At 67.4% G+C, this 22,739-nt stretch carries 21 protein-coding genes; 7 read left to right on the plus strand and 14 right to left on the minus strand.

Translation table 11 applies throughout. From position 1 onward, the window contains the following. Positions 1 to 20: 20 nt before the first annotated feature. From OG405_RS23925 to OG405_RS23960, 8 genes are all read right to left on the minus strand, one after another. Positions 21 to 515, minus strand: coding sequence for a hypothetical protein (locus OG405_RS23925; RefSeq protein WP_327148689.1), 495 nt, complete (start codon positions 513 to 515; stop codon positions 21 to 23). After that, the gene (locus tag OG405_RS23930; RefSeq protein WP_327148690.1) at positions 512 to 1,576 is read right to left on the minus strand and encodes a DUF4129 domain-containing protein; all 1,065 of its coding nucleotides are present in this window, start codon (positions 1,574 to 1,576) and stop codon (positions 512 to 514) included. Before OG405_RS23930 ends, OG405_RS23925 begins: the two co-directional genes overlap by 4 nt. A 295-nt stretch (positions 1,577 to 1,871) precedes the next feature. Then, positions 1,872 to 3,065 carry a lipid-transfer protein gene (locus OG405_RS23935; RefSeq protein WP_327148691.1) on the minus strand — a complete coding sequence of 398 codons (1,194 nt, stop codon included), beginning with the start codon at positions 3,063 to 3,065 and terminating at the stop codon, positions 1,872 to 1,874. 48 nt (positions 3,066 to 3,113) lie between these two features. Beyond that, positions 3,114 to 3,539, minus strand: a complete 426-nt coding sequence (locus OG405_RS23940; RefSeq protein ID WP_327148692.1) for a MaoC family dehydratase — start codon at positions 3,537 to 3,539, stop codon at positions 3,114 to 3,116. Beyond that, positions 3,536 to 4,474 (minus strand): bifunctional MaoC family dehydratase N-terminal/OB-fold nucleic acid binding domain-containing protein, encoded by a 939-nt coding sequence (locus tag OG405_RS23945; RefSeq protein ID WP_327148693.1) that lies wholly within the window; start codon positions 4,472 to 4,474, stop codon positions 3,536 to 3,538. Before OG405_RS23945 ends, OG405_RS23940 begins: the two co-directional genes overlap by 4 nt. Positions 4,475 to 4,517: 43 nt before the next feature. Further along, complete coding sequence (locus OG405_RS23950) at positions 4,518 to 5,687, minus strand: acyl-CoA dehydrogenase family protein (RefSeq protein ID WP_327148694.1); 1,170 nt, start codon at positions 5,685 to 5,687, stop codon at positions 4,518 to 4,520. Continuing rightward, a complete protein-coding gene (locus OG405_RS23955) occupies positions 5,672 to 6,736 on the minus strand; it encodes an acyl-CoA dehydrogenase family protein (protein ID WP_327148695.1) in 1,065 nt (354 codons plus the stop codon). The genes OG405_RS23950 and OG405_RS23955 overlap by 16 nt, the downstream gene beginning before the upstream one ends. A 26-nt stretch (positions 6,737 to 6,762) precedes the next feature. Continuing rightward, on the minus strand, positions 6,763 to 8,943 hold the full coding sequence (locus tag OG405_RS23960; protein ID WP_327148696.1) for an acyl-CoA dehydrogenase: 2,181 nt from the start codon (positions 8,941 to 8,943) through the stop codon (positions 6,763 to 6,765). Between the two features lie 134 nt (positions 8,944 to 9,077). On the opposite strand from OG405_RS23960, the gene kstR reads away from it, so the two are divergent. The 7 genes from kstR (at position 9,078) to OG405_RS23995 (ending at position 17,899) form a co-directional block, all read left to right on the plus strand. Beyond that, positions 9,078 to 9,722: a cholesterol catabolism transcriptional regulator KstR gene (kstR, locus tag OG405_RS23965; protein ID WP_327148697.1), complete on the plus strand. Its 645-nt coding sequence runs from the start codon at positions 9,078 to 9,080 to the stop codon at positions 9,720 to 9,722. A gap of 150 nt (positions 9,723 to 9,872) precedes the next feature. Continuing rightward, the gene (otsB, locus tag OG405_RS23970) at positions 9,873 to 12,425 is read left to right on the plus strand and encodes a trehalose-phosphatase (protein ID WP_327148698.1); all 2,553 of its coding nucleotides are present in this window, start codon (positions 9,873 to 9,875) and stop codon (positions 12,423 to 12,425) included. Between the two features lie 270 nt (positions 12,426 to 12,695). Then, positions 12,696 to 13,586 (plus strand): metal ABC transporter solute-binding protein, Zn/Mn family, encoded by an 891-nt coding sequence (locus OG405_RS23975; protein ID WP_327148699.1) that lies wholly within the window; start codon positions 12,696 to 12,698, stop codon positions 13,584 to 13,586. 32 nt (positions 13,587 to 13,618) lie between these two features. Continuing rightward, positions 13,619 to 14,638 (plus strand): metal ABC transporter ATP-binding protein, encoded by a 1,020-nt coding sequence (locus OG405_RS23980; protein WP_327148700.1) that lies wholly within the window; start codon positions 13,619 to 13,621, stop codon positions 14,636 to 14,638. Then, complete coding sequence (locus tag OG405_RS23985; RefSeq protein WP_327148701.1) at positions 14,639 to 15,505, plus strand: metal ABC transporter permease; 867 nt, start codon at positions 14,639 to 14,641, stop codon at positions 15,503 to 15,505. It begins immediately after the preceding gene. Between the two features lie 84 nt (positions 15,506 to 15,589). Further along, complete coding sequence (locus OG405_RS23990) at positions 15,590 to 16,759, plus strand: acyl-CoA dehydrogenase family protein (RefSeq protein ID WP_327148702.1); 1,170 nt, start codon at positions 15,590 to 15,592, stop codon at positions 16,757 to 16,759. Between the two features lie 330 nt (positions 16,760 to 17,089). Continuing rightward, positions 17,090 to 17,899, plus strand: coding sequence for an enoyl-CoA hydratase/isomerase family protein (locus OG405_RS23995; protein WP_327148703.1), 810 nt, complete (start codon positions 17,090 to 17,092; stop codon positions 17,897 to 17,899). A gap of 6 nt (positions 17,900 to 17,905) precedes the next feature. Here OG405_RS23995 and OG405_RS24000 read toward each other — a convergent pair whose 3' ends face one another. The 6 genes from OG405_RS24000 to carD form a co-directional block, all read right to left on the minus strand. Continuing rightward, a complete protein-coding gene (locus OG405_RS24000; RefSeq protein WP_327148704.1) occupies positions 17,906 to 18,181 on the minus strand; it encodes a DUF4190 domain-containing protein in 276 nt (91 codons plus the stop codon). A gap of 157 nt (positions 18,182 to 18,338) precedes the next feature. Continuing rightward, the gene (rlmB, locus tag OG405_RS24005; protein WP_327148705.1) at positions 18,339 to 19,307 is read right to left on the minus strand and encodes a 23S rRNA (guanosine(2251)-2'-O)-methyltransferase RlmB; all 969 of its coding nucleotides are present in this window, start codon (positions 19,305 to 19,307) and stop codon (positions 18,339 to 18,341) included. After that, positions 19,307 to 20,713: a cysteine--tRNA ligase gene (cysS, locus tag OG405_RS24010; RefSeq protein WP_327148706.1), complete on the minus strand. Its 1,407-nt coding sequence runs from the start codon at positions 20,711 to 20,713 to the stop codon at positions 19,307 to 19,309. Before cysS ends, rlmB begins: the two co-directional genes overlap by 1 nt. 254 nt (positions 20,714 to 20,967) lie before the next feature. Further along, positions 20,968 to 21,480 (minus strand): 2-C-methyl-D-erythritol 2,4-cyclodiphosphate synthase, encoded by a 513-nt coding sequence (gene ispF, locus OG405_RS24015; RefSeq protein WP_327152476.1) that lies wholly within the window; start codon positions 21,478 to 21,480, stop codon positions 20,968 to 20,970. A 2-nt stretch (positions 21,481 to 21,482) separates the two neighbouring features. Beyond that, the gene (gene ispD / locus OG405_RS24020; protein ID WP_327148707.1) at positions 21,483 to 22,196 is read right to left on the minus strand and encodes a 2-C-methyl-D-erythritol 4-phosphate cytidylyltransferase; all 714 of its coding nucleotides are present in this window, start codon (positions 22,194 to 22,196) and stop codon (positions 21,483 to 21,485) included. A gap of 2 nt (positions 22,197 to 22,198) precedes the next feature. Further along, positions 22,199 to 22,687 (minus strand): RNA polymerase-binding transcription factor CarD, encoded by a 489-nt coding sequence (gene carD / locus OG405_RS24025; protein ID WP_058853337.1) that lies wholly within the window; start codon positions 22,685 to 22,687, stop codon positions 22,199 to 22,201. Positions 22,688 to 22,739: the final 52 nt, after the last annotated feature.

Raw genomic sequence — 22,739 nt, forward strand, 5'->3', positions numbered from 1 at the left:
TCGCAATGGGTCGACCCGTTTCACATTCTCTGAAGGCGGCTCAGGATCTCGTCCAGAGCCGCGCGGCCCGGTGCCGGCGTGTTCTGGTCACGCAGCTCCGAATCGGCCGGATCCACCCAGCGCCACAGTTCGGCGCCGAACAGATGGACTCCGGCACTTTCCAGCGCCCGCCGGTTCTTGCTGACCCGCGGGCCGGCGGACAGTTGGAACTCCTTGGCCAGCAGCGGCCGCAGATGCCGATCCCAGTCGGCGCGGCTGCCGTCGGCGCGGTCGACGAGCATTACGGCCCGGGCATGCCAGTGGCGCAGCATTTCGGCGGGCCCGTTCTCCATATCGTCGGCGAGTTCCTTTTCTCTCTTCTCCGGGCGCAGCAGCACCCAGACGAAGCAGCACAGTGCGATCGCGACCGGTATTCCGGCGGCGATCAGCACGAATTCCCGGGCCCGAAGACAGGCGGCCACCTCCAGTCCGGCGACCGCGACGATGGCGGCCACGACGATCCAGGGTCTGCTCATCTCGAACTCACCCCGCTCGGCGATCCGGCCGGTGGCGGTACGGCAGGCGGGTAGCCGCCGGGGTCCGGATCGGCCGGCGAACCGCCCTGCAGATCGGAAAGCGCCACCCGCAGTAGCTGTTCGGCTCGTATCCGCTGCCAGGAAATCATCGAATGCGGGCTGAACCGTGCTTCTTCGAACAACGCGACCAGTTCCCGGGCCGAGGCTTCGTGCAGGGCCCCGTGTTCGAACGCGCGCGCCAGCACCTCCATCGGTGTGTCGGAGGCCAGCGGGGCCAGGCCGCGCGCGTAGATCAGGCCGCGTTCCATCGCGAGATAGCAGGCGATGATGGCGGTCCGCGCGTCCTGACCGGCCGCGTTCATCGCGGCCAGCCCCATTTCGGCGGCCTTCACCAGGGAATCGGTATCGGTGGCCGGTGGTTCTCCGCCGGCGGCCACGGCTTCCTCGGGTTCCTGGGCGCGCGTTCGCCGCTGAGTGTTCACGGTGACCACGACCAGACCGGTCACGGCCACCGCGACCAGCGTGCCGGCGGCGGCGGTGGCCAGGATCAACCCGGTCCCGGTGAGGACCGGCTGGTCCTGCTCGGTTCCGGGCGGTACGGCGGGATGCTGGGGCGCGGGGACGCCGGGTGGCACGGCCGGAACGGGCTCGGCGACGCGCTGGAATCCGATGAAGTAGACGGCGAAGACGATCGCCGCGAGCACGCCGACGACGGCGAGCAGGAACAGTACGACCAGCCCGAAGTGACCCAGCCGCCAATGCGATTCGGTCTCGTCGGTGTCGAGATCCGGCATGGCCGGCGAGAGCCGGTGCTGGCTGGCGATGACCCCGGCCAGCAACACCACGATGGATACCATGAGCAGCACCGGCATCAGCGCGACGGTGAGAGCCGAGGGGCCGCTGCCGGCCGAATCACTGCTCTCGGGCATACCCGGAATATGCCCGCGCAGCGCGATGACAGCGCAGAACAACAGCGCGAACACCGCCACAATGCGCGCGATCAGCGCCCGCGACCCGGCCAACCCGATACCTCGAACCTGCTCACTGTCAAGAACAGCCACATGGTTACATGCCGGACGGCCGGTTCGTAAGCGAATCGACGATATGAAATGACGAGTTTTCCACTTTTATCAGCCCCTTGTCGGCAAACCTTCCGACTATTGCGCGATCGACAGTTATATCTTGTTCCCGACTGTGAATACTCACAACCTCTTCACGACACACTGACCGATTCCGGAGCCCGGTTTCCACCCGCTCAGCTCGGCTGCCGAATGGATACCGCACCGCGCCCGAGTACCCGGACGCGGCGCGAGCATCGTCCATCGTGGTTGACGGCGCAACCAGTGGCGAGGGCGGTTACGCGGCGCGGTACGTGCTCAGCACCAGCCCCGAGGTCGGCACGCCGGTACCCGCGGTGACCAGCACATTCTCCACATCGTCGACCTGATTCACCGATGTTCCGCGCAACTGGCGGACGGCTTCGGCGATACCGTTCATTCCGTGGATATAGGCCTCTCCCAGCTGCCCACCATGGGTATTGATCGGTAGTTTTCCGCCGATTTCGATCGCCCCGTCGGCAATGAAATCTTTGGCTTCACCGCGCGGGCAGAATCCGAGTTCCTCCAACTGCATGAGGACGAACGGGGTGAAGTGGTCGTACAGAATAGCGGCTTGCATATCGGCGGGCCGCAAACCGCTCTGCGACCACAGCTGGTCACCGACGAGGCCCATTTCCGGGAGACCGGTCAGCGCGTCGCGGTAGTAGCTGGTCATGACATATTGGTCGGCGCCGCTGCCCTGGGCCGCGGCGGTGATCACGGCGGCGGGGTTGGGCAGGTCCCGCGCCCGCTCCGCGCTGGTCACCACGATCGCTACGCCGCCGTCGGACTCCTGACAGCAGTCCAGCAGATGCAGCGGTTCGGCGATCCAGCGCGAATTCTGGTGATCTTCCAGGGTTATCGGCTTGTTGTAGAAGAAGGCGTTCGGGTTCACCGCCGCGTGTTTGCGGTCGGCCACCGCGACCCGACCGAAATCGGCGCTGGTCGCTCCGTACACGTGCATATACCGCCGGGCGACCATCGCCACCTGCGCGGCGGGGGTGCCCAAGCCGTGTGGGTAGGACCAACCGGCGTCGATTCCCGAGGAGGTCGGCGTGGCGGCCAGCGAGCTCGAGAACTGCCCGAACCGGGAGACCGACCGCTCGTTGAACGCCCGATACGCCACCACCACATCGGCGACCCCGGTCGCCACGGCCATCGCGGCCTGCTGCACGGTGGCACAGGCCGCGCCGCCGCCGTAGCCGATATGGCTGAAGAACTTGAGCTGCGGAATACCGACCGCGCGCGCCACGGCGATCTGCAGATTGGTATCCATCGTGAAGGTGGTCAGACCGTCCACGTCGGCCGGGGTGAGCCCGGCGTCGGCCAGGGCCGCGGTCACGGCCTCGGCGGCCAACCGCAGTTCACTGCGGCCGGATTCCTTGGAGAAATCGGTGGCGCCGATACCCGCGATCGCGGCCCGGCCGGACAGGGGATGTTCCGAAGTATTCATACGAACCTCATTCCGCGGGCTGGATGGAACCGGGCGTTGTCGCCGCGCTCACGCCCCGCCCCCGGCACCCGGGACGGTGGCGACGACCGTCGCGACGATGTGATCGCCCAGGCTGTCCTTGCCGACGACCTCCAGCCGCACATCCTCGCCGTCGAGTTCGGTGACCTTCCCGGTGAGGGTCAGGGTGTCGTAGGCGTAGAGCGGCACCCCGAGTCGCAGTGCGATGGATTTCACCACGGTCCTCGGCCCCGACCAATCCGTGACGAACCGCTGCACCAGGCCCGTATCGGTGAGGATATTGACGAAGATGTCCTTGGAACCGCGTTCGATCGCCTTGTCCCGGTCGTGGTGCACATCCTGGAAATCCCGGGTGGCCAGGGCCGTGCTGATCACGAAAGTCGGATCGGCGTGGATCGACAGTTCGGGCAGTTCGGTCCCGACCCGCACGGCGGCCGGATCGAATGTGGCGGTCATGCGATCACCTTCCAGAACGGCAGCACCGTATCGTCGTCGAGCTTCTCGAAACCGGCGACGACCTCCAGCCCGACCTCGACCTTCCCGGGTTCGATACCGCGCAACTCGCCCAGCATCCGCACCCCCTCCTCGAGTTCCACCAGCGCGACCACGAACGGCAGGTCGCGGCCCGGCACCTTGGGCGCGTGGTGCACGACGTAGCTGAATACCGTGCCCTTCCCGGAGGACACCACATAGCCGACCGGCTCGGCCTTGTCCTGCCAGATGGCGGGGATCGGCGGATGGCGCAATGTGCCGTCCGGGAGCTGTTGGATGCGCAGCTCGCCGGCTTTCGTACCCTCCCAGAAGAATTCGGTGTCGTGCGAGACCAGCGGCCGGACCCGTTCGGCAGGCGGGGATTTCGGCGCCGCGCCCGTGCCCGGCGCGAACTTCAGAATGCGGAACAGCATCTCGGTGACGAGTTCGTCGCCGACGTACCAGCTGGTGCGGTAGGTCAGGAAGAAGCCCTCACCCAGTCCGGTGCGTTTGGGACCCTTGATGCTGTCCAGCGCGCTGGTGATGCTCACTTCTTCGCCGGGCCGCAGATAGCGGTGGTAGATCTGCTCGCAGTTGGTGCCGACCACCGAGGTGTACCCGGCGGAGTCGAGCAGCGCGTTCGTTGCTTCCATCGGGTCGTCGGAAGGACGGCGGCCACCCAGACCGAGCATGGTCCACACCTGGGCCATGGCCGGCGGGGCCACGATCCCGTCGAAACCGGCAGCCTTCGCGGCCGCCTCGTCGACGTATACCGGGTTCGTATCGCCCAGCGCCTCCACCCAGTTGTTGATCATCGGCTGGTTCACCGGGTCCCGGCCGGGCCGGGGCGCACTCGCCCCGGCCGCCTCGATCTTCTCCGCGGCGGCGATGATCTCTTCCGGAATACCGATATCCGGCACGCCTACTCCTTAGGGTCGGGTGGTTCGGTGCGGGCCCACTTGCTCAGCGCGGCACGCGGGGCAGTTTCAGGCCCGCGGAGGCGACGAGTTCGCGCATCACCTCGTTGACGCCGCCACCGAAGGTCACCACCAGGTTCTGCTTCGTCCGCCGGTCGAGCCAGGTGATCAGTTCGGCGGTCGCGGGTTCGGCCGGGTCACCGAAGCGGCCGATGACCTCCTCGGCCAACCGGCCCGCCTCCTGCAGCGATTCGGTGGAGAAGATCTTGGTCGCCGAAGCGTCCGCGATGACCTGGGCCGGATCGATGTCCGGATCGTCGGCGGTGGCCGCCACCTGCCAGTTCAGCAGTTCGTTGAGCCTGGTCATGGCATGGATCTTGCCGAGCGCCTGCTGCGCGTCCGGGTTGTCGAGGACCCCGCGCGGCCGGGCCCAATCACGGACCTTGTCGTAGAGCTGTTCGATCTTGCCGGACGGCCCCAGACTCACCCGCTCGTGGTTGAGCTGGGTGGTGATCAGGCGCCAGCCCTTGTTCTCCTCGCCGACCAGCATGTTCGCCGGAACCTTGACGCTGTCGAAATAGGTGGCGTTGGTGTGGTGGGCACCGTCGGCGGTGATGATCGGTGTCCAGGAATAGCCCGGATCCTTCGTATCCGCGATCAGGATGGTGATCGCGCGGTGCCGATCCGCCACCGAACCGGTACGGCAGGCCAGCCAGATGTAATCGGCCTCGTGCGCGCCGGTGGTGAAGATCTTCTGGCCGTTCACGATCCAGTCGCCCGAATCGTCCTTGGACGCGCTGGTCCGCAGCGCCGCCAGGTCGGTACCGGCTTCCGGCTCGGAGTATCCGATGGCGAAATGGATATCGCCGGAAAGGATTCCGGGCAGGAACTTCTCTTTCTGCTCCTGCGTGCCGTAACGCTGTAGCGTCGGACCGACGGTGAGCAGCGTGACCAGTGGCAGCGGGACATCGGCCCGGGAGGCCTCGTTGTAGAAGATCTGCTGTTCGACCGGGCCGAAACCCTGGCCGCCGTATTCCTTGGGCCAGCCGACGCCCAGCCAGCCGTCGCGGCCCATCCGGCGCACCACCTCGCGGTAGGCGTCGCCGTGCCGGTTCACCTCCATCGCGGTGGCTTCCTCGGGCGTGACGAGGTCGGCGAAGTAGACGCGCAGGTCGTCGCGTAGTTTGCGCTGTTCGCTGGTCAGATCGACGAACACCCTGCCCCCAATCGTTCGAGCCGCAAGGCGGCGCCGCCCAGCCAGCGGGCGAGGTCCTTGGACTGTGAGTAGTAGCGGTGCATGGAGTGGGTGACGTCCACTCCGATACCGCCGTGCAGGTGGTGACACTTCTGCATGGCCCGCGGTAGTTCCGCGGCCACAGTGTAGGCGAGCACATTCAGATCGTCGTCGATCCGCTGCTGCCGCTCCGGAGTCGAATCATCTTGCCCGAGAGCCCAATTGGCGGAGACCGCAGCCACATGTAGCGTCCGGGACACCACGTAGAGGTCGGCGATCTGCTGGGCCACCGCCTGGAACTCGGCGAGCGGCCGGTTGAACTGGTGACGCGTTCCCACGTGTGCGGCGGTCAATTTCACCGCACCCGAGAGTAAACCGTCGGCCGCCGCGCCGATGGCGGCGAGGACGAACCGGTGCAGTCGCGGAGCCGCGTCCGGCAGCAGCCGGTCGGCGGATATCACGACCCCGTCCAGTTTCACCGAGAATTCGGCGAGTTCACCGGAGACCGACGATGGGGTCAGGACAAGTCCCGGCGCGTTCGAATCGACCACGGCGACCCCGGAATCCGTGGTCACCAGCAGCCAGCGCGCCTGATCCGCGCACGGCACCGCCACCTTGTAACCGGTGATCCGCACTTCGTCACCGATCACCTCGGCCTCGGTGGTGGGTTCGGTGGTCAGCGGCGCCCCGGGTTCGCTGATGGCGGCGGTGAGCACCGCGCCCTCGGCCACCGCCGGGAAAACCTCCGCGGCCACCGCCTCGGGAACCGACCCCAGCAGGGGCAATACCCCGAAGCCCAGGGTAGGTAGCGCCGGGGCGGCCACCGCGTCGATGGCCAGTTCGGTCAGCAGCACCGATACGGCGTCGATGCCCATATCGTCGCCACCGAACCGCTCGGGAAGCGCTACCGACAGCAAGCCGGTAGCCACCAATTTCGGCCAGAGCTCGGCGTCACGCGCCGTCTCCCGCTCCAGTAGTCCGACGACGACCTCGGCCACCGCCTCTTGAGCCTCGTCTCGGGTGAAGTCCACGTTCTGCTCTCCAGTCGTCGCACGAACTAACCGGCCACGTCGCGGGGTAGTCCCAGAATCCGCTCGGCTGCCACGGTCAACAAGATCTGCTCGGTTCCGCCCGCGATCGACAGGCAGCGGGTGAGCAGGAATTCCGAGGTGTCCTCGGTCGTTCGCGCACCGATCGAGCCGGCCACCTCGACGGCGAACTCGGCGACCGCCTGTCGGTGCCGCACACCCACCAGTTTGCGCACACTGCTCTGCGCCCCGGGGTCGGCGCCGGCCAAGATCCGGATCGCCGCGCGCTGTTCCAGCAGCAGCCCGGCGATGGCATCGGCGACGAAACCACCCAGCCGATCGTTCAGCAGCTCCGAACCGCGGCCGGTGGCGGGCAGTTCGGCGATCAGTTCCTCGAGCGCCGGACCGATCCCGTTACCGCTCATGGCTACCCGCTCGGCCGACAAGGTGGACCGGGCGATCTTCCAACCGTTGCCCAGCGCGCCGACCACACAGTCGTCGGGTACGAACACCCCGTCCAGGAAGACCTCGCTGAACCGGGCCTCACCGGTGATCTGCACCAACGGCCGGATATCGATCCCGGGACTGCGCATATCGACCAGGAAATAGCTGATGCCCTTGTGCTTGGGCGCGCTCGCGTCGGTGCGGGCCAGGCAGATGGCCCAGTTCGCCTCCTTGGCCAGCGAGGTCCACACTTTCTGACCGTTGAGCACCCAACCGCCCTCGGTGCGTTCGGCGGTGGTGCGCAGGGCCGCCAGATCGGAACCGGCACCCGGTTCGGAGAACAGCTGGCACCACACCACCTCGCCCCGCAGGGTCGGCCAGGCGAATCGTTCGATCTGCTCGGGCGTGCCGTGTTCCAGCAGAGTCGGCACCGCCCAGCCGCCGATGGTGAGATCGGGAACGGCCGGCCCGGCCCGGCGCAGTTCCTCCGAGATGACCAGCCCGGTCATCGGATCGGCGCCGCGACCGTAGGGCGCGGGCCAGTGCGGCATGATCAGCCCCGCATCGGCGAGCGCACCGCGCTGCTCGTCGCCCGGCAGCGCCGCGATCCGCGCCACCTCGGCGGCGAGTTCGTCGGTGACCACCTCGGTATCGGTCTCACCACCGGCCAGCGCCGCGTCGGCGAACACCCGGTCGGCACCGGTGGTACGGCGCTTACCCGCCCGGGTCAGCTCCGTGACGCGGGCCCGCCAGTACGAGCCGCCGCCGAGGAGCTGGCGTAGCGCCGTCGCCCGGCGCAGGTACAGATGCGCGTCGTGTTCCCAGGTGAAGCCGATTCCGCCGAGTACCTGGATGCAGTCCTTCGCGGTTTCCACCGCGGCGTCCAGGCTGATGGTCGCCGCGATCGCCGCCGCGATCGGCAGTTCCGAACCGCCGGAGTCCACGGCGGCCGCGGCGTCGGCGGCCACCGACCGGATGAGCTCGGTGCGGCACAGCATCCACGCGCAGATGTGTTTGACCGCCTGGAACGACCCGATCCGGCGCCCGAACTGTTCACGCACCTTCGCGTACTCGACCGCAGTGGACAGGCACCAGCCCGTCACACCGGCGAGCTCGGCCACGAAAAGCGCCACCAGCAGGTCTTCTACCGCGTATTCGGGGGCGAACACCGCATCCGGGTCGACCCGCACGTCGGTACAGCGCACCCGTGCCAGCGCAGTGGTCAGGTCGAGGGGGTCCAGGGCCTCGAGTCGCAGTCCGGGCGTATCCGGTCCGAGCAAGCACCAGCGTCGGCCGTCAGCAGTGTCCACCGGCAGCAGCACCGCTGTCCCGGCCGCGGCGCCGAGCACCGATTCCCAGCTCCCGCTGAGCGATCCGGCGCCGTCGAGTACCGGCACCGACGGGCTGCCGCCGGACGCGGTCCCGGCCCCGGTGACAGTGTCCAGCGCGACCCCGCAGGGCTGTTCCTCCGGTAGTCGGCCGGCCGTCACCAGCCCGGCGACCGCGGTGGTCAGCACCGGGCCGCCGACCATGTCGTACGCAGCCTGTTCGATGAATACGGCCAGATCGGAGACCGATCCGCCCGCACCACCCGCCTCCTCGGCGACGGCCACATGGAAGATTCCGAGCTCGGTCAGCGTTGGCCAGTATTTACGCCAGAAGTCGGTCGCGTCGGCCCGCATTGTTGCAATCGGTTGCGCCGCTGCTGCCCACCCGCTCATCGACTGTTGAACGGCTTTATGCTCGTCAGTGGTGGCGATGGTCACAGTCCATACCGCCTTTCCGGCGTGACTCCCACACCTAGAACATGTTCTAATATCCACGGTAGGCGTAAGTCAAGACACGCGCCCACCGCACTGCTCCACGCGCTACGAAGACGTTCGGAAAGGAACTCCCCTCCATGGCCAGCCCCTCCCGTTCCCAGCCCGGCGATTCGGGCGCGGCCGCGGCCGCGCCCGTCACCACGCTGCGGGAGGACGAACTGAGTTCGGCCGCGCAACGCGAACGCCGTAAGCGGATCCTGGACGCGACCCTCGCGCTCGCCTCCAAGGGTGGTTACGACGCGGTGCAGATGCGCGCGGTGGCCGAGCGCGCCGATGTCGCGGTGGGCACCCTGTACCGGTACTTCCCGTCCAAGGTGCACCTGCTGGTCTCAGCGCTGGCCAGGGAGTTCGAGCAATTCGAGGGCAAACGCAAACCGCTGGCCGGCCAGTCGCCGGAGGAGCGGATGCACGCACTGCTCTCCCAGATCACCCGGATGATGCAGCGCGACCCACTGCTCACCGAGGCCATGACCCGTGCGTTCATGTTCGCCGACGCATCGGCTGCCGCCGAGGTCGACCGGGTCGGCAAAGTGATGGATCGAGTGTTCGCCCGGGCCATGAACGACGGCGAACCCACCGACCGTCAGCTCGCCATCGCTCGCGTGATCAGCGATGTGTGGCTGTCGAATCTGGTCGCCTGGCTCACCCGCCGCGCGTCCGCGACCGATGTCTCCGAGCGGCTCGAACTGACCGTCGACCTGCTGCTCGGCAACCGCTCCTGAGGTCTGCGCTCCGGCTTTCGGCACCCATCCGCGGCGCCTCACACCTGGGGCGCCCGCCCGCACTTCCCGCCGAATCGGATCGGGGAACGCGACACAGTATTGTCATGCGCGCCCCCTCTTAACGAAAACTCCGATCAATAGGTTGGATGTGTGAGCGCACAGGATCTGCCACTGGAACTCCGCCGAGCGCTGTCGACGGTCGCACGCGTACCTCGACTGCTCGTCGCATCGGACTACGACGGGACACTCGCTCCCATCGTCTCCGATCCGGCCAAGGCGTACCCGCACGGAGAATCCGTCCGGGCATTACGCGCGCTGGCCGGTCTTTCCGGCACGACGGCCGCCGTCATATCCGGCAGAGCGCTGCGCGACCTCGCCGCGCTCTCGCGACTGCCGGTCGAAGTGCAATTGATCGGAAGCCACGGCTCGGAATTCGATGTGGGCTTCGTGCATGCCATCGACAACGATGCCAAGCAGCTGCTGACCGAAGTGATAACCGCCCTGAACAAGATCGCCGCGGACCATCCCGGCGTCTCGGTGGAGACCAAACCCGCCAGCGTCGCGCTGCATGTGCGCAATGCCGCGCCCGAGGTCGGCCGCCGCGCCCTCGACCAGGCCTGCAAGGGTCCGGCCTGCTGGGTCGGCGTCCAGGTCACCGAAGGTAAAGCCGTGATCGAGCTGGCCGTGGTGCCGACCGACAAGGGTTCGGCCCTGAGTACGGTCCGTCACCAGGAGAGCGCCTCGGCGGCGGTCTTCTTCGGCGACGACGTCACCGATGAGAAAGCCTTCCGCGCGCTGGCCGGGCCCGATATCGGTATCAAGGTCGGTGAGGGCGAATCGCTGGCCAAATACCGCGTCGACAGCACCGAAGCGGTCTCGCACGCGCTGGCCTTCCTGCTCGAGGAACGCCGCACCTGGCTGGCCGGCGCCAGCGCCCCCCGGATCGAACGACTGACCATGCTGGCCAGCCCGCGTTCGGTCGCGCTGGTGACGCCCGACGCCACCGTGACCTGGTTCTGCCATCCCGAGCCGGATTCGGCCGCCGTTTTCGCCCACTTGCTGGGCGGGATCGACGCCGGACACTTCTCGGTGGCGCCCCAGCGCCCGGGCCTGCCCCTTTCCCAGCGGTACGTCGACGGCACCATGACCGTCGAGACCCGCTGGGCGAAATTGCAGGTCACCGACTATCTTCCGCACGATGTCGACCCCGACCGCACCGATCTCACCCGGGTGATCACCGGTTCGGCTCCCGCCGAGGTCACTTTCGCCCCGCGCCCGGAATTCGGACAGGTACCGGTATCGATCCAGGTGGAGACCGACGGCCTGCGCGTCTGGGGCACCAACGACCCGGTCGTCCTGCGCTCCCCCGGCGTCCAATGGCAGATACACAGCGACGGCGCCCACGATTCGGCCACCGCCGTAGTCGACCCGTCCGATGGGCCCGTCGTACTGGAACTGCGTTGCGGTACAAACGATCTGACCCCCGCCGCCACCGGCGAGGCCGAGCGGCGGCGGATCGCGGAACTGTACTGGTCGGAGTGGGCGATCGGCCTGGACCTGCCGGCGCTCAAACCCGATCTGATGAAACGGTCCGCGCTCACCCTGCGCGGTCTGGTGCATGCGCCGTCCGGATCGATCCTGGCCGCCGCCACCACCTCCCTGCCCGAAGATATCGGCGGCGTCCGCAACTGGGACTACCGCTACTGCTGGCTGCGCGACGCCGCGCTCACCGCCAGCGCGCTGGTCTCACTGGGATCACTCGGCGAAGCCGAACAGTATCTGGAATGGGTGCACCGGGTCCTGGAAACGCTGCCGGGCCCCGAACGCCTGCACCCGCTCTACACCATCTACGGCGAAACCCTGCCGCCGGAAGCCGTGATCGACGAGCTCCCCGGCTATGCCGGATCCCGCCCGGTGCGCGTCGGCAACGCGGCGAACATGCAGGTCCAGCTGGACGTATTCGGTCCGATCGTCGACCTCATCACCAGCCTGGCGCACGCCCGCGAGAACCAGGGCACCACCGACCCGCGCAAGGTGCTGCCCGACGCCGACTGGGAACTCGTGCACGCCATGGTCTCCGCGGTCCAGCGCCGTTGGACCGAACCCGACCACGGCATCTGGGAGATCCGCGGCAACCCCCGCCACCACGTCTACTCCAAGGTGATGGGCTGGCTCACCATCGACCGCGCGCTCACCCTTGCGGAGAAATTCGACCGCCCGGTCGACGCCGACTGGGGTCCGCTGCGCGAAACCATTGCCGCCGAGGTCAAGGCCAAAGGCTGGAACGACGAAGTCCAGTCCTTCACCGCCGCCTACGACGGCACCGATCTGGACGCGGCGACCCTGCACATCGGGCTCAGCGGCCTCATCGACCCCACCGACCCGCGCTTCGCCGCCACGGTGGTGGCCACCGAAGCCGAACTCCGCAGTGGGTCAACGGTCTACCGCTATCACCACGACGACGGCCTGCCCGGGGGCGAAGGCGGATTCCACTTGTGCGCGGCCTGGTTGGTGGAGGCCTACCTGCTCATCGGTAAACGATCGGACGCGGAAGCGCTGTTCGCGCAGCTGGTCGACGTGGCTGGGCCCACCGGACTGCTGAGCGAGGAATACGACCCGGTCGCGGAGCGATCCCTGGGCAATCATCCCCAGGCCTACAGCCACCTGGGTCTGCTGCGCTGCGCACAGTTGCTCGGCAGATAGACCGTTCGCTCGACAAGCGAGTACGGCGGGCCCCCAGGAGATGGGGTGGCCCGCCGTACTCGTAGAGGCACTCGGCGGTGATCACAGGTAGCGGGGCCGGGGCTGTGTGCGGCCGCTCGCGAACGGGGAGATCCGGGGGCGGGGTGGGTGGGTGGGCCTTGGGGTGGTGTGGTGGACGGTCTCGAAACTGGGCGGTCGGTTCAGGGGGTTTCGTCGGGGCTGCTAAAGTAAAACGGAAACGATTTCCATTAACTCTGGTAGGTATTTCCCTTGTCACTTCACTATGCCCGTAGCGCCCTGATCGTTGCCGTGGGGGTAGCGGCAGCGGCGGCGCTCACCGCCTGTGGCGGATCCGGCTCCGATTCCGGTAAACCCTCGGTGATCGCCTCGACCAATGTCTGGGCCGATATCGCGAGCACCGTCGCGGGGCCCGATGCCGACGTATCCGCGATCATCTCCGATCCGGCGGCCGACCCGCATTCGCACGAAACCTCGGCTACGGAATCGGCGCAGCTCAGCGATGCTGATCTGGTGGTCTACAACGGTGGCCACTATGACGAATTCGTCGCGAAGGCGATCGAGGGTCGCGACAAGCACACAGTCGAAGCCGTCGCGGTCCGGGACGAGGCGATCCGGGACGATTCGAACGAGCACGTCTGGTACGACATGGAAACCGTCGCGCTGGTCGCCGGGCAGATCGGTGACCGGCTCGCCGAGATCGATCCGGCACACGCCCAGGGTTACACCGACCGGGCCGCGCAGCTGGCCGACCGGATCGGACAGGTCGGCGCGACCACCGACCGGATCGCGGCGGACCACGCCGGCACGCCGGTCCTGCAGACCGAGCCGCTCGCGTACTACCTGCTACAGGACGCCGGTACCGTCGACCGGACGCCCCGCGACTATCAGGAGGCGGTCGAGCAGGAGACCGATCCCTCACCCGCGGCCGTCGCCGCCACCCGCGACATGATCACCGGTAAACAGATCGCGGTTCTGGTCTACAACGTGCAGACCGAGGACAAGGTCGGCCGAGATCTGCGGGACGCAGCCGAAGCCGCCGGTATTCCGGTGGTCGAGGTCACCGAAACTCTGCCGCTCGGAACGGATTTCGTAACCTGGCAGACGCGGAACGCCCGAGCACTGGCCGACGCCATCGGCTGACGGCACCCGAAGCGACGAACGGATGGATCGAAATGAGCGATACCGCTCCGGCGGCTCACCGCGCCGCTCCGGCCGCTGACGGCACCCTCGTGGCCCAGTCCGTCGACGACTCTGCCGTCCCGGCACAAGACGATTCTGCCGTCCCGGCACCAGACGACTCTGCCGTCCCGGCACCGGAACCGGCCGTCCGGCTCGAATCGGCAACCCTGGCCTTCGGCGACCGGGTCCTGTGGCGGGAGCTGGACCTCAGTGTCGGGCGCGGCGAATTCATCGCCGTGCTCGGCCCCAACGGCTCCGGAAAGACCTCGCTGCTCCGAGTCCTGCTCGGTCAGCTCGCCTTGAGTTCGGGCACGGCCCGGATCGCCGGCGCCGCGCCGCGAGCCGGCCATCCCGACATCGGTTACATCCCGCAGCAGCGCACCATCGACGCGGGCGTGCAACTGCGCGGTAGCGATCTGGTCGGCCTCGGGGTGGATGGACATCGCTGGGGTCTGGGTCTGCGCGGGCGGGCCGAGCGGCGGCGCAAGGTCACCGCGGCGATCGCCGATGTCGGCGCCGAGCGGTTCGCGAAGGCTCCGCTGGAGAGCTTGTCGGGTGGTGAACAGCAGCGATTACGGGTGGCGCAGGCACTGGTCGGAGATCCCGCGGTACTGCTCTGCGACGAACCGCTACTCAGCCTCGACCTGGCCAGTCAGCAGCTGGTCTCCGGGCTCATCGACGCCCGCCGGCGCCGGCACGGCACCTCGGTACTTTTCGTCACTCACGAGATCAATCCGATCCTGCCGCTGGTGGACCGGGTCCTCTACCTGGTCGGTGGGAAGTTCCGGATCGGCACGCCGGACGAGGTCATGACCTCGGCGGTGCTGTCGGAGCTGTACCAGACCGAGGTCGATGTGCTGCGGGTGCGGGGGCGGCTGGTCGTGGTCGGTACCGGGGACACGATGGACGCGCTCGGCACCGCCGGGGCCCACTGCCACGGCGAACCGGGCACCCCGCACGGCGGTGACGCCTTGGCCGAACTCACCCAGCGATCGGGACAGGCGAACGGATAGATGGACAAGCTCTCCGATGTACTGGGCGAGATCTTCGATGTGCAGACCACGGTGCACCTGCTCGGATACGACTTCGTGCAGCAGGCCGTGGTCGCGGCGGCACTGCTCGGACTGCTCGCCGGGGTCATCGGCCCGCTGATCATCAGTCGGCAGATGTCGTTCGCGGTCCACGGCACCAGCGAGCTCTCGCTCACGGGTGCGGCGGCCGCACTACTGGTCGGCGCGGGGGTCGGGCTCGGCGCGATCGTCGGTTCGGTGGTGGCCGCTGTGCTGTTCGGCGTACTCGGTACCCGGGCGCGGGAACGCGATTCGGTGATCGCGGTGGTGCTGTCGTTCGGTCTCGGCCTTTCGGTGCTGTTCCTGTGGCTCGGCCCCGAACGCGCGGGTTCGAAATTCTCGCTGCTCACCGGCCAGGTGGTGAGCGTCGGCTTCGGTGGGCTCACCCTGCTGGCCACCTGCACGGCCGCAGTCCTGGCCGTACTGGCCGTGGTCTATCGCCCGCTGTTGTTCGCCAGCACCGATCCCGAGGTCGCGGTGGCCCGGGGCGTGCCGGTGCGGGCGTTGTCCATCCTCTTCGCGGTGATGCTCGGCATCACCGCGGCTTTCGGCGTCCAGATCGTCGGCGCCCTACTGGTACTCGCCTTGCTGATCACCCCGGCGGCCGCCGCGGCCCAGCTGACCGCCGATCCGGTGCGGGCCACCGTGCTGGCAGTGATCTTCGCGGAGACGTCCGCGGTCGGCGGCATCCTGCTGTCGCTGGCGCCGGGGGCGCCGGTCTCCACCTTCGTCACCACGATCTCGTTCGTGATCTACCTGGTCTGCCGCGTGATCGGCGCCCGGCAGCGACAGGTCGCCCGGGTTCGCTGATCACCTGCGGGCAGGTGCCTTCAGTCTAGGTAGCGGGGTTTCGTATGCTCGTCCCCAACGCCCCCGGAACGAAGGTGACCACCCATGATCGACTTCACGATTCCCGCCGAGCTCGCCGCCGAACGTGACCGGGTCCGCGCATTCGTCGCAGACAAGATCGTGCCCTACGAGCGCGACCCCCGGCTCACCTCCCACGGCCCCACCGACGAATTGCGCCAGGAACTCGTGGAGCTCGCCCGCGCCGAGAACCTGCTGACTATCCAGGCCCCCACCGAACTCGGCGGCCGCGGCCTCACCCACGTCGAGCAGGCCGTGCTCTACGAAGCCGCCGGCTGGTCGACCCTGGGCCCGGTCGCTATGAACTGCGCCGCACCGGACGAGGGCAATATGTTCCTGCTCTCCAAAATCGCCGACCCCGAACAGACCGAACGCTGTCTACAGCCGGTGATCGACGGCCACCAGCGCTCGGTATTCGCCATGACCGAACCCGACGGCGCCGGTTCCGACCCCGGCCAGCTCACCACCACCGCCACCTTCGACGGCGAGAACTTCACCATCGAAGGCCGCAAATGGCTGATCACCGGCGCCAACGGTGCCAAGACCTGGATCATCATGGCTCTGCTCGGCGACAACCCGCACCTGCCCGGCGGTCCGACCCTTTTCCTCACCGACGGTGACCGGCCGGGCATCGTCATCGAACGCACCATGAACACCATGGACCGCAACTATGTGGCCGGGCACTGCGTGGTCCGCTTCGACAAACTCACCCTTCCGAAATCGGCCTTGCTCGGCGAAGCCGGCCAGGCCCTGCGCTACGCCCAGTTGCGCCTGACCCCCGCCCGCCTCACCCACTGCATGCGGTGGCTCGGTGCCGCCGAACGCGCGCAGAGCATCGCCGTCGACCATGCCAAAACCCGCACAGCCTTCGGCAAAACCCTGGGCGAACACCAGGGCGTCTCGTTCATGATCGCCGACAACGAGATAGCGCTGCACCAGTGCCGTCTGACGATCTGGCACGCCTGCTGGTTGATGGACCAGGGCGAGAAGGCCCGCCACGAAAGCTCGATGGCCAAATCTTTCGTCTCCGAAGAGCTGTTCAAGGTGGCCGACCGTTGCGTTCAGATCCTGGGCGGTATCGGTGTCAGTGACGAAACGGTGGTCGAGATGATCTTCCGCGATATGCGTCCCTTCCGCCTCTACGACGGCCCCACCGAAGTCCACAAATACGCGATCAGCCGCAAAGTGCTGCGGTAGTTCTGCGCCCTATCGACCCCGGTTCTTCACTGCTACGCTCCAGAAACTCTCGGCACGCACGAGGGGCGAGTTCGGTATCGGGATCTAGGCGCTGACGGTCATGATCCGGCTCAGCCCGTTCCTGACATTGGTGGCGGGTGTCCACGCCGTCCGTCCCCGGCTCGGGCCGAACCCGGCCCCGCGACCAGGCACTGTGGGCGGCCGGAGAACACAGCTCTCTCCCCGTACACCCCGCGCGTCGACATCTCGAGCACACCCAACCCCACCATCGGATGGTGACGACCCCGCCCCGCCGGAGGCGGGGCCATAAACAGAGCTACCATCCAGACCATGAGTTCGGAATTGCTCGTCGATGTCTCCGCGGGCATCGCCGTCCTCACATTGAACCGGCCGGCGAAGCAGAATGCCTTCAACCCTGCAATGACCGAAGCGCTGGGTGCCGCGTTGAAACGCTGTGACGCCGAGGATGCCATCCGAGTCGTGGTGATCACGGGAACCCCGCCCGCCTTCTGCGCGGGTGCCGATCTCTCGGACCGGGTGGGTGAGGTGAGCGCGAGTATCGATCCACCACCGTTCCGGGTGCGTAAGCCGGTGATCGCGGCGGTCAACGGGCATGCGGTGGGGGTCGGGCTGGCGCTGGCGCTGCAGTGTGATCTGCGGTATCTGGCCGATGACGCGGTCTACGCATTGAGCCAGGTCCGGCGCGGGGTTCTCGCCGACGGCTACGTGCACTGGACACTGCCGCGTCTCGCCGGGCTCGCCAATGCCGCCGATATCCTGCTCACCGGGCGGACCTTCGACGGTGCGGAAGCTCAGGCGATGGGCCTGGCCAATGCATGTCTGCCCACCGCCGAGGTGCTGCCGACCGCGATGGCGGTCGCCCACGATATCGCCAACGGTTCCGCACCACTGGCCGCGGCGTTGTCCAAACGACTGTTGTGGGAGGGCGTCGGTCTCGAACCGGCGGTCGTCGGGCAGTTGGAGACCGACCTGAACGAACATATCGACGACAGCCGGGATGCCGGTGAGGCCATGGCAGCTTTCCGGGAGCGCCGCCAGCCCACCTGGTCGGGTTCGATCAGCGACGAATGGCCGAGCTGGGCGCGGACGAAATGGTCCGGACAGCAGAGCCTGGACTGAGTCCGGTCAGCCGCCGCCGAGCAGCACCACCAGGAACAGCAACGCCATCACGACCATCAGGATCGTGCCGATCACGCCCAGAATGAATCCGACGACCACCTGTGTGTGTCCGCCGTAGGCGCCGCCGGACTCCTCGATCTGATCCAGTGCACGTTTTCCCATCGCCCAGGCCACCGGCCCGGTCAGTCCGCAACACAGCAGGCTGGCCGCGCCGAGGAACAGCACCGTCGTCGCATGCGGGTGCTCTACCGGCTTATCGATGGGCGCGTTGGGTATCACCACATGACGAATTCTACGGTGCTGTGCCGGATTTGCGGTCCGGGCGCGGCGGATTCATGTCCGAACCGCCCGCTGACCGCTGCCCGACACGCCTGATCACCGTGGCCGGTGCCGACTGCCCGGACGTCGTGCGCCCGGGCGAGCCGGTGGGATCGTGCGTTCAGGCGCGTCGTTGCCGGGCGATTTCGGCTAGCACCACACCCGCGGCGACGGAGGCGTTCAGTGATTCCACCGGCCCCGCCATCGGGATGCTGAGCACCGCGTCGCAGTTCTCGCGGACCAGCCGTGACAACCCTTTGCCCTCCGATCCGACGACGAGCACCGTCGGCGCGGCGCCGTCGAAATCGTCGAGTGACAAATCGCCGCCCGCGTCCAAGCCCACGATCTGGACACCCTTCGAGGCCCAATCCTTCAGAGTGCGTGTGAGATTGGTGGCACGTGCGACCGGAAGCCGCGCCGCGGCGCCGGCACTCGTCCGCCACGCGACCGCCGTCACGCTGGCGCTGCGACGCTGCGGGATCACCACGCCGTGGCCGCCGAAGGCTGCGACCGAGCGCACGACGGCGCCGAGGTTGCGCGGATCGGAGATATTGTCCAGCGCCACCAGCAGCGCGGGCTCGGTGGACTCCCTGGCGCGGGTCAGCAGATCATCGGGGTGGGCGTACCGGTAGGGCGGCACCTGCAGGGCCAAGCCCTGGTGCAGGCCGTTGGAACTCATTCGATCCAGATCGGTGCGCGGCACCTCGAGAATGGAGATCCCGGTATCGGCGGCGATGCGCACGCTCTCGGTGAGCCGCTCGTCGTTCTCGATTCCCACCGCGACGTAGAGCGCACTGGCCGGAACACCGGCCCGCAGACACTCCACCACGGGGTTGCGGCCGAGCACCAACTCGGGTCCGTCGTCGTTGCGACGACCGGCCGGGCGCCCGCGACCCGCCGGGTTGTTCTGCGCGGCCTTGGCTTTCGCCGCCGACCGGCGCGCGGCCGGATGTTTCGTCCGCTGTTCGGCCGGCGGTGTCGGCCCGCGACCCTCCAGTCCGCGGCGGCGCTTGCCACCGGAACCGACCACGGCCCCTTTCTTGGTGCCGCCCTTCCGGATTGCACCGCGACGTTGTGAATTGCCGGCCATCAGCCCGCCTTTCCAGGGGTAGGTGCGCCCAGCGACCATTCGGCACCGTTGGGTGTATCAGTTACTTCGATTCCGGCCGCCTGCAGGCGATCGCGTACCGCGTCGGCGGTCGCCCAGTCCTTCGTGACCCGGGCCTGTTGCCGCCGCTCCAGTTCGGCGCCCACGAGTACGTCCAGGGCACTGTCGGCCGCCGAATGGTCCGCGCCACCGTGCCAGTGCGGGTCCAGCGGATCCACACCCAGCACCTCGAGCATGGCCCGGACCTGACCGGCGTGCTCCCGGGCGGTGTCGAGGACGCCCGCGTCCAGGGCCCGGTTGCCCTCGTGCACACCGCGGTGGATCTCGGCGAGCGCCTTCGGAACTCCGAGGTCGTCGTCGAGAGCAGCGGCGAATCCGTCGGTCCATTTCCCCGTCGGGATATCTCCGCCGCGTTCGGTCACCCGTTGCACGAATGCTTCGATCCGCTGATAGGACTGCGCGGCATCGGCCAGCGCCTTGTCCGAATACTCGAGCATGGACCGGTAGTGCGCGCTGCCCAGATAGAAACGCAATTCGACCGCGCGCACGGATTTCAGCACATTCGGAATGGAGAGCACATTGCCCAGCGATTTCGCCATCTTCTCGCCGCCCAGGGTGACCCAGCCGTTGTGCAGCCAGTACTGAGCGAAACCGTCACCGGCGGCCTTGGATTGAGCAATTTCGTTCTCGTGATGCGGAAAGACCAGATCCATACCGCCGCAATGGATATCGAATTCCGGTCCCAAATAGAACTCGGCCATGGCGGAGCATTCGAGATGCCACCCGGGACGGCCCGGCCCCCAGGGCGACGGCCACGTCGGCTCGCCCGGCTTCGCAGCTTTCCACAGCGTGAAATCACGGGGATCGCGTTTACCGAGACCCGCGCTCTCACCCTGGTGCACATCCTCGAGCCGGTGGCCGGAAAGTTGTCCGTACTCCGGGTAGCTTCGGACATCGAAATACACATTGCCTTCGGAGGCGTAGGCATGCCCCCGATCGATCAGGCGCTGCATCAATTCGACCATCTGGGTGATATGGCCGGTCGCACGTGGTTCGGCGGACGGCGGCAGGACGCCGAGCTGCCGATAGGCTTCGTCGAAGGCCCGTTCGTGCGTCGCCGCCCATTCCCACCAGGGCCGACCGGCCGCGGCCGCCTTGGTCAGGATCTTGTCCTCGATATCGGTGACATTACGTATGAACGCCACATCGAGACCGTTGACGGTCAGCCACCGGCGCAGAATGTCGAAGGCCACCCCGCTGCGCACATGACCGATGTGGGGTAGTCCCTGCACGGTCGCCCCACACAGGTACATCGAGGCGCGGCCGGGTACCAACGGCGTGAAATCACGCAGGGTCCGTTTCTCGGTGTCGAACAGGCGCAGCGTCACGGCAGTCGATCCTAGTTTCGTGTGTATGGAGTGCACTCGGATTTGGTGCAGGGGATATGGGCAGGGTAGCGGTGCGAGCCGGTGTGTGAGCAGTCGGCTCGCGCCGGGCGTGCGGAAGTCGGTGTTCCACCGTCTCGGCCGACGCTCGGCAGTGGTCGCGGCGGCGGCCCTACCGGCGCGAATCGATTTCCGATCGGTATCGATTCGCAGGCCCGGCCTCCGGCCGCAGAACTGGACGGGCGGCCTCGCGGGCCCTATGCCGGTCGCACCTCGCCACCGTCTCCGGGCTCTTCACTCGGCCGCCCCGGACAATGCAGCAGGGCGTTGGCGACCGCGGCGATCCCTTCACCCCGCCCGGTGAGGCCCAGGCCGTCACTGGTGGTACCGGAGACCGATACGGGCGCATCCAGCAGGTCGCCGAGTAGCTGCTGCGCCTCGGCGCGGCGCGGACCGATTCTCGGCCGGTTGCCGATCACCTGAACGGCCGCGTTCACGACTTCGTATCCGGCCTCGTCGAGCAGCCGCCGCACTTCTTTCAGCATGGCGGCCCCGGACACCCCGGCCCATTCCGGGCGGCCCGTGCCGAACACCGAGCCCACATCCCCCAGGCCGGCCGCGGACAGCAGCGCATCACAGAGCGCGTGCGCGGCGACATCTCCGTCGGAGTGTCCCGCGCAACCGTCCTCACCGTCGAAGAGCAACCCGACCATCCAGCAGGGGCGACCCGGTTCGATCGGATGTACATCGGTGCCTATCCCGACCCGCATGTTCAGCACGAGGTCACCGCCGGGCTCGGGTCCAGCAGAGTTTCGGCCAGCCGCAGGTCGAGCGGGGTCGTGATCTTGAAAGCGAGGGGGTCGCCGGGGACGGTGCGCACCGCGGTGCCCAGCCGTTCCACCAGGCCCGCATCATCGGTCGCGGTCTCCGCTTCGGCGTACGCGGCCCGTAACGTCGCCGCGGCGAAACCCTGCGGGGTCTGAATGGCACGTAGCGCGCCCCTGTCCGGCGTACCGGTGACATTTCCCCGGGAATCGACGGTCTTCACCGTATCCACCACCGGCAGCGCGGGCACGACTGCGGGATGTCCGGCACGGAGTTCACCGACTACCCGGACGATCAATGTGGGCGGGGTGAGGGCGCGGGCAGCATCATGCACGAGGAAGAACGCTGAATCGCCGGCGGCCGCCAGACCGGCACGCACCGAATCGGTGCGCTCGGCGCCGCCGACCACGATCCGCACCGGCGCACCGGGCGGTAGAAGAGCTGCCGTCCGGTCGACATGTTCGGCGGGCACCATCACAATGATCTCGTCGACAACACCGGCAGCTATCAGGCCGTTCACGGTCAGTCCGAGCATAGGAGTGCCGCCGATCGGGACGAACGCCTTGGGTTCATCTGCACCCAAGCGCACGCCACGACCGGCGGCAGGAACCAATGCGGTGACGGGACCGGCGGAACGGCCGGGACCGTCTGTTCTGTGCACGATCAGGACGCCGCGGCGAGAACCTCGTCGAGGAGCGTCTCGGCCTTGCCGTCATCGGTGCCCTCGGCGAGCGCGAGCTCCCCGACGAGGATCTGCCGAGCCTTGGCCAGCATCCGCTTCTCGCCCGCGGACAGACCACGATCCTGTTCCCGGCGCCACAGGTCGCGAACGACCTCGGCCACCTTGTTCACATCGCCGGAGGCGAGCTTCTCGAGGTTGGCCTTGTAACGGCGGGACCAATTGGTGGGCTCTTCCGTATGCGGCGCACGCAGTACCTGGAAGACTTTGTCGAGACCTTCCTGGCCCACTACATCGCGAACGCCGACATATTCCGCGTTTTCCGCGGGAACCCGAACAGTGAGGTCACCTTGTGCGACCTTCAGGACCAGATACTCTTTCTGCTCACCCTTGATGGTGCGGGTCTCGATAGCTTCGATCAAAGCCGCCCCATGATGGGGATAAACGACGGTATCTCCGACCTTAAAAATCATGTGTCCCGTGCCCCTTTCGATGTTCACAGTTTAACACGCGACTCGATAACGG

Origin of the sequence: Nocardia sp. NBC_01329 (assembly GCF_035956715.1) — a bacterium.
Taxonomy (GTDB): Bacteria; Actinomycetota; Actinomycetes; order Mycobacteriales; family Mycobacteriaceae; genus Nocardia.